Origin of the sequence: Alkalihalobacterium elongatum, from assembly GCF_019024285.1 — a bacterium.
GTDB lineage: Bacteria > Bacillota > Bacilli > Bacillales > Bacillaceae_F > Alkalihalobacterium > Alkalihalobacterium elongatum.
Map to the genome: position 1 here is coordinate 39,620 of NZ_WMKZ01000035.1, position 6,000 is coordinate 45,619.

The 6,000-nt window shown below is 40.7% G+C and carries 7 protein-coding genes; 3 read left to right on the forward strand and 4 right to left on the reverse strand.

Annotated elements, in window-relative coordinates:
* Positions 1 to 364: 364 nt before the first annotated feature.
* Positions 365 to 985, reverse strand: a complete 621-nt coding sequence (locus GKP30_RS21550) for a GNAT family N-acetyltransferase (RefSeq protein ID WP_216831527.1) — start codon at positions 983 to 985, stop codon at positions 365 to 367.
* Positions 986 to 1,198: 213 nt separating this feature from the next.
* Between GKP30_RS21550 and GKP30_RS21555 the strand changes: the two genes are divergently transcribed.
* On the forward strand, positions 1,199 to 2,002 hold the full coding sequence (locus GKP30_RS21555) for a LysM peptidoglycan-binding domain-containing protein (RefSeq protein WP_216831528.1): 804 nt from the start codon (positions 1,199 to 1,201) through the stop codon (positions 2,000 to 2,002).
* A 32-nt stretch (positions 2,003 to 2,034) separates the two neighbouring features.
* Here the strand turns inward: GKP30_RS21555 and GKP30_RS21560 are convergent, their stop codons facing one another.
* Positions 2,035 to 2,589: an REP-associated tyrosine transposase gene (locus GKP30_RS21560; protein ID WP_216831529.1), complete on the reverse strand. Its 555-nt coding sequence runs from the start codon at positions 2,587 to 2,589 to the stop codon at positions 2,035 to 2,037.
* Between the two features lie 445 nt (positions 2,590 to 3,034).
* On the opposite strand from GKP30_RS21560, the gene GKP30_RS21565 reads away from it, so the two are divergent.
* On the forward strand, positions 3,035 to 3,433 hold the full coding sequence (locus GKP30_RS21565) for a hypothetical protein (protein WP_216831530.1): 399 nt from the start codon (positions 3,035 to 3,037) through the stop codon (positions 3,431 to 3,433).
* Between the two features lie 150 nt (positions 3,434 to 3,583).
* Entirely contained in the window at positions 3,584 to 5,119 is a 1,536-nt protein-coding gene (locus GKP30_RS21570) for a vanadium-dependent haloperoxidase (protein WP_216831531.1), read from the forward strand.
* Between the two features lie 55 nt (positions 5,120 to 5,174).
* Here the strand turns inward: GKP30_RS21570 and GKP30_RS21575 are convergent, their stop codons facing one another.
* The gene (locus tag GKP30_RS21575; protein ID WP_216831532.1) at positions 5,175 to 5,348 is read right to left on the reverse strand and encodes a hypothetical protein; all 174 of its coding nucleotides are present in this window, start codon (positions 5,346 to 5,348) and stop codon (positions 5,175 to 5,177) included.
* A gap of 16 nt (positions 5,349 to 5,364) precedes the next feature.
* A complete protein-coding gene (locus GKP30_RS21580; RefSeq protein WP_216831533.1) occupies positions 5,365 to 5,787 on the reverse strand; it encodes a hypothetical protein in 423 nt (140 codons plus the stop codon).
* Positions 5,788 to 6,000 lie beyond the last annotated feature (213 nt).

Sequence of the window (6,000 nt, forward strand, 5' to 3'; positions counted from 1 at the left end):
TTTATTCAACAAAATAGGAATCGCCCAAATCGATGTTAAGTAGTTAAACATTTAATCTTTATATTGCTTCATCTTTCTTTTAATAAATAAAACAGCGACTATAAAAACAAAAAAAGTTCCTCCAAGAGTCCAAAAATGGTAGTCGATATTGGGAGGTCTGTGTATAAAACCATAAAAAATGACTTGTATAGTCAGCGTGATAGCGAACATCCTGTTTAAAACAGATAGAATTTTTTCATATTTTTTCACTAAATATCAACTCTACCTTTCTAAAATATCAATCTTTTACTATTAAACTGTCATAAAGCTACACGATAAGGATGGCCAAAAAGGTAGTTAAACATTATTGATAACCGTCTTTATTTTAACATAAATTCCCAATAAACAGGAGGGGTCTGACCCCCACCGCTTTAAAGTAGTGGGGGTCAGACCCCATTCCCCTACCTCCACGAAACGATAGCCGATGAAAGGTATTAATATACACAAACAGCTCTTCTCCAGTTACCTTCCTCGAATCGGATATGAGAGGAAGATACATAGCACGGTAGGTTTCTGGGACCCAAATGTAGTGATGGACATACTCTGTGAGAAGAAAACCACATGATCGCCAAAAATCGATACGCCTTTTATTATCTGATGTTTCCTCTGACTCGACCTCAATAATTAATTTTGGGTACCGCTTATCAACTGCTTTCTGTCGCAGGTAATCAACAAAGTGTTTGCCAAGTCCATGGCCACGCTCTTTTTCAGATACTGCCAAATAATCAATGATCATCACACCGTCAGATTCGAGTTTCCCTGTGAGAGCCATAGCCACCACTCCCGATACGTTGTACCCCACATGAAGCTCGGCAATTCCTTTTGCAAACATATTTTTGATGATCTTAGTCGGCTTAGCCCCCTTATTTCCAAATGCCTCTAAGTAGAGAGGAAGCGCGTCCTGCCAAAGTTTATCATCCCAATTACAAACGCTTATCATTTTCATAAGGATTTCTCCCATCATAGAGTGGGGTCTGTCCCCCACTGCGTTAATGCCTTACTGTGGTGGGGGTCAGACCCCCATTCGTCATATTTTCCACATTTTTATTATATATTTTGTTAATCGTGAAAAAAACGTAATGATGTTTTCACTACCCTTAACAACAAAACTACATCCCAAACTATCACGATGATCATAGGTACAAAGGGAGTGAATGATATGCCTGTTGTAAGACAAACTCATGTTGTCTATACCGTTCAGCCAGGGGATACGTTATATTCCATCGCCGCACGGTTTGGCAGTACAATCTTGGGAATTCAAAGGGCCAACCAATTAATCCCCCCGATCACCGATCCAGGTCTAATTTTTCCTGGATGGACGCTGATCATTCCAGTCCTTGCCGAACGTCCTTTTCGTACCATCTATATTACTTCCCCTAGAGATTCACTGTTTCGTATTGGGCAGCGGTTTTCGGCCCATACCGATCTCCTCGCTGGGGTGAACCAGCTTCAAGATCCAAATTTGATCTTTGTCGGGCAGCCACTATGGGCTCCAGCCTTTGTGTATGAAATCGAAATGGGAGATACACTATTCAGCATCTCCAGACGTTTTCAAATTCCAATCAACAACATTATAGCCGCCAACGATGGAAGGCCTGGATTTTCACTTGATTTGATCTATGCTGGGTTTCGCCTGCTTCTTCCCCTTCCATCATCAAGGAATATCGTCGTCATTCGTCCTCTTCCAGGAGATATCGTTCGCAGTGGCGACCGTATCGAAGGCTTCGCCCGTGTCTTTGAAGCGAATGTTCTGATGCAAATTCAAGATGACAACGGTGTAGTCGTCTCGGAAGAACGTTTTACAACAGCATTAGAAGGTCCGCCTGCCTACGGTTATTTTTCTGAAACAGTTGTCTTTGACCGAACACCTACTACAACTGGTGGACAATTATGGGTCTACTCCCGCAGCGCGATCGACGGAAGTATCATAGATCTGGTTCAAGTAAGGATTGCGTTTTTGTAGGGGTCTGCCCCCCACTGCTTTAACGCTTTACTCTAGTGGGGGTCAGACCCCGCATCCACATGATTGACGTACGTTTGGTAGCTTTTCTTTTGTGGATAAGGAAAATAAGATAGGATGCGTTTGGTGCAAACATGGGGATTAGAGATTGAGGAAATATAAGCAGGATAACTACTCCACCGATAGCTTTCTGGCCGCTCCACCATATTGGCCTCGACTGGATTAAGATGAATGTACTTGCTCGCTTCTAAGAAATACGTATCATCATGAATTATCTCGGCATGATAGCGCCCTTGAAACAAATGTCCACTTGTATCGTGACGCTTATTAAAATACATCGCATAGAGAGAATGGAGTTTTTTGATAATATCTTTGGTAGGGGTATCTTTCGTTTCTAGCAGCAGATGAATGTGGTTGGTCATTAAACAGTAGGCATGGAGATGGAAAGGATATTGAATGCGGGTTTTTTCAAGAAGGGATAAATACATGTATCGGTCATTGAGGTCATAAAAAATATCAGCACGGCGATTTCCACGACTGGTAATATGGTAGGTCGCCCCAGGGAACCAAATACGAGGCTTACGAGCCAAAAATTACTCACACCTTTCGATTGGATTTTTCTCACAAATGAAAGAATAACTGGAATTCCCTAATCTTAGTAATTCTACTAATTTATCAGTCACTTTTTTGTATTTGTATCACCTTCTTTCTGGTTCTATTATAGAACAACTGCTTTTTTCTTACTACCGTTTTGTATGGGGTCTGTCCCCCACTGCTTTAAAGCGATGGGGGTCAGACCCCATTTCGTGGTTACCCACAAGTTTCGTACAAGTTATCCACACTATCCACAATTTTCAGACTTTATCAACAGTAATCAGACCTACACTTGCATGAAAAAATACTTTATCCACAACTCTCTCATCGGTAACGCCGTAGCGGTAATCGTTTACTCTATTGGGGGAAAGACTCCAATTTCAATTCACTTCCTCAATGATATACTCAACGTATTATTTAATTCAGAAAGGCTTGACTCACATGAACATTAAAGATATGAACTTCTCAGAAATGAGTGATCGCCAAATACAAAAGAAGTACGATGACTTGTTATTAGAGGGCAGGTTAACGTACCAGAACATTTTAAACAAAGAAAGCTTTCTAGACAGTGGTTTTTGGGGGGCTTGTTTGATCGTTCTATGGATGTGGGAGATTTTTATGGTGTTCTTCCTCATCTTTATTGATGCCCCAACCGGTTTACAAATGCTTATTATTGGAGGAATACCGTTAGCGGTTTTATTATTTGCAAGAAAACAAGCGCATAAACAGATTTCAGAGAATGAAGCAAAACACCGATCCATTACTAGAAAGCTAGACCAATTTCGTTTGAAACTAAGGAAGGAAAATCGCGACATCCCAGGCATTATCACTTGGGAATAAAAGAAAGTGGTCGGTCCCTCGCTGCGTTAATGCGTTACCGCGGCGGGGGTCAGACCCCACCATCAATGCATACAATAAAAGGGTGTTTTATGTAATACTTTTACTTTTACTACCAAATGAAACATACCGTGGGAAAGGTGTTGAAAACGCGTGGGGAAAGAAAAAAGGAAATGTGTGCTTGGTCCTTTGACTGGCAAGGAACGAATAAAAAAGGCCTATTATTTACGTAAAGATACTGCACGATACCACAAGGAGCATGATCCTATCGAGCATAAATGTAACGGAGATGAACGGCGTTACAAGAAAAAAATTGCAAACTTTACTAAAACATTGCCCCATAACTCCCTTGGTGAAGTTGATCTTAAAGCCTATTCCTCACTAAGGAAGGCGTTAAAAAGTGGCGATCCGGAGGATTTAGAAGCGATCCCAATGGGAGGAACAACGAAATTAGCCAATCCTCAAGCCGCCTATGTCTTTGATCTTATTGGAGCTGATTGTCACCAGACAGAATTACCTGCACCTCCAGCCTTCAGTAGTGCATGGGAAGCAAGTGAAATGGCTGAGGTATACTGGCGAGCATTAACTCGTGATGTACACTTCGAAGAATATGATACAAATGAGCTTACGATAGAAGCAGCATCAGAGCTATCAAGATTTTCAGACTTTCGCGGACCAAAGGATAATGGAAGTGTGACAACTGGCACGTTATTTCGTAGTGCTACCCCGGAAGACCTTGAGGGACCTTTTATTTCACAATTTTTGTTTAAAGACATTCCCTTCGGTTCAACTACAATCCCTCAACGTTATCAAACAACATTAGCTGGCGCTGACCACATGACAGACTATGAAGAATGGTTGAATATCCAGAACGGCGGAAGTCCTGTTGCAGCTATTCCAGACACAACGCCTCGATATATACGTAACGGCCGCGACTTAGCAAAATACGTTCATATTGACTTCTCCTACCAACCCGCGCTATCTGCTTGTTTGATTTTAAATGGTTTGGGAAGAGACGCACTGAGCCCCAACAACCCTTATTTGAAATCAGCAACTCAAGGCGGCTTTATTACATTTGGCGGACCGCATATACTCGATTTAGTAAGTAAAGTATCTCGTTTAGCATTAGAGGCTGCATGGTTTCATAAGTTCTTAGTTCATCGTCGTTTACGACCTGAAGAATTTGGAGGACGGGTCCACAATCATTTAACAGATTCTGCTAATTACCCAATCCATAAAGAGCTACTAAACTCTCAAGTGATATCTAAAGTGTTCAACAAATACGGGACTTACCTTCTCCCGATGGCGTACCCAGAAGGAAGCCCAACACACCCTGCTTATCCAGCTGGCCACGCCTCCTTGGCAGGTGCTGGTGTCACTGTCCTAAAGGCATTTTTTAATGAGGCATATGAAATTCCTAACCCCGTTACGGCTAGCAAAAACGGACTTTCATTAGTTCCATACTCGGACGGTCCGTTAACAATAGGCGGTGAATTAAATAAACTCGCTTCTAATATTGCCCTTGGGAGAGATACAGCAGGTGTTCATTGGCGTTCTGACGGAATAGAAGGCATAAAACTCGGTGAAGCCGTAGCCATTGAAGTCCTCCGTGACTACAGAAAAACTTATAATGAAAACTTTGATGGATTTACGTTAACCAAATTTGACGGTAAGAAAATAACAATATAAAGAGGGGTCTGTCCCCCACTGCTTTAAAGCGGTGGGGGACAGACCCCAAAAAACTTTACTTTTTGTGTAGGTTTTTTAAATAATTTAATATAAATAGAACTCCTAACGCAATAACGCCTACTACAAAAATTCCAATAGACCCTTCTCTATCTTCTAAAAACATAAACCATGAAAATAAACATAGACTTAAAAACACCAGTGCTGCATTAAATAAATAATATTTTTTCATAAACGTTATTCCCTTACTACTTGTCTGTTATTCTTATTGTCATAGCACCTGAATAGTTTGTATTTTTATAATATACAACCATAACTCGCATTTTTTTGCTACTAACCGGGCTCTTCATCATATAAACCCTATAAGATTGATTGCCTACAAACGTATCATAAAAACTATATCCAGCAGCAAACCCCCATGAAGCAACACCTGCTACTTTTAAAGGTAAAAAACCTAATGCACCCACTGTAACTCCACCCGTCCATGCTCCTAAGCGGCGATCTGGCACTTGATACATCAATTGGTAAGTCGATGGCAAATTCGACTTTGAAATACACGAAACAGCAGGGTAGCTATAATAGGTACATGCATTAACTTTTTCTTTTGGTGTTAAATTAACAATACTAAAGGCCATAAGAAAAACTAACATATATGTATAAGCTCGTTTCAAAATTTCCACCTCCTTTTTTTTACATAAATGGAATAATTCTACTAACTTTACTAAAGTCCTGTAGGAAAAAAGTTTTGTTTTTCGAAGAATGGGGTCTGTCCCCCACTGCGTTAATGCTTTACCACAGTGGGGGACAGACCCATTGGCGTTGCACGATAGTATGTATTTTGAATATATGAAACTTTTTTCCATATGTATTATTAGTGGAAATAG

Coding starts and splice junctions, on each gene's coding strand:
- GKP30_RS21550 (WP_216831527.1), bottom strand. CDS start 985: ATGAAAATGATAAGCGTTTGTAATTGGGATGATAAACTTTGGCAGGAC.
- GKP30_RS21555 (WP_216831528.1), top strand. CDS start 1,199: ATGCCTGTTGTAAGACAAACTCATGTTGTCTATACCGTTCAGCCAGGG.
- GKP30_RS21565 (WP_216831530.1), top strand. CDS start 3,035: ATGAACATTAAAGATATGAACTTCTCAGAAATGAGTGATCGCCAAATA.
- GKP30_RS21575 (WP_216831532.1), bottom strand. CDS start 5,348: ATGAAAAAATATTATTTATTTAATGCAGCACTGGTGTTTTTAAGTCTA.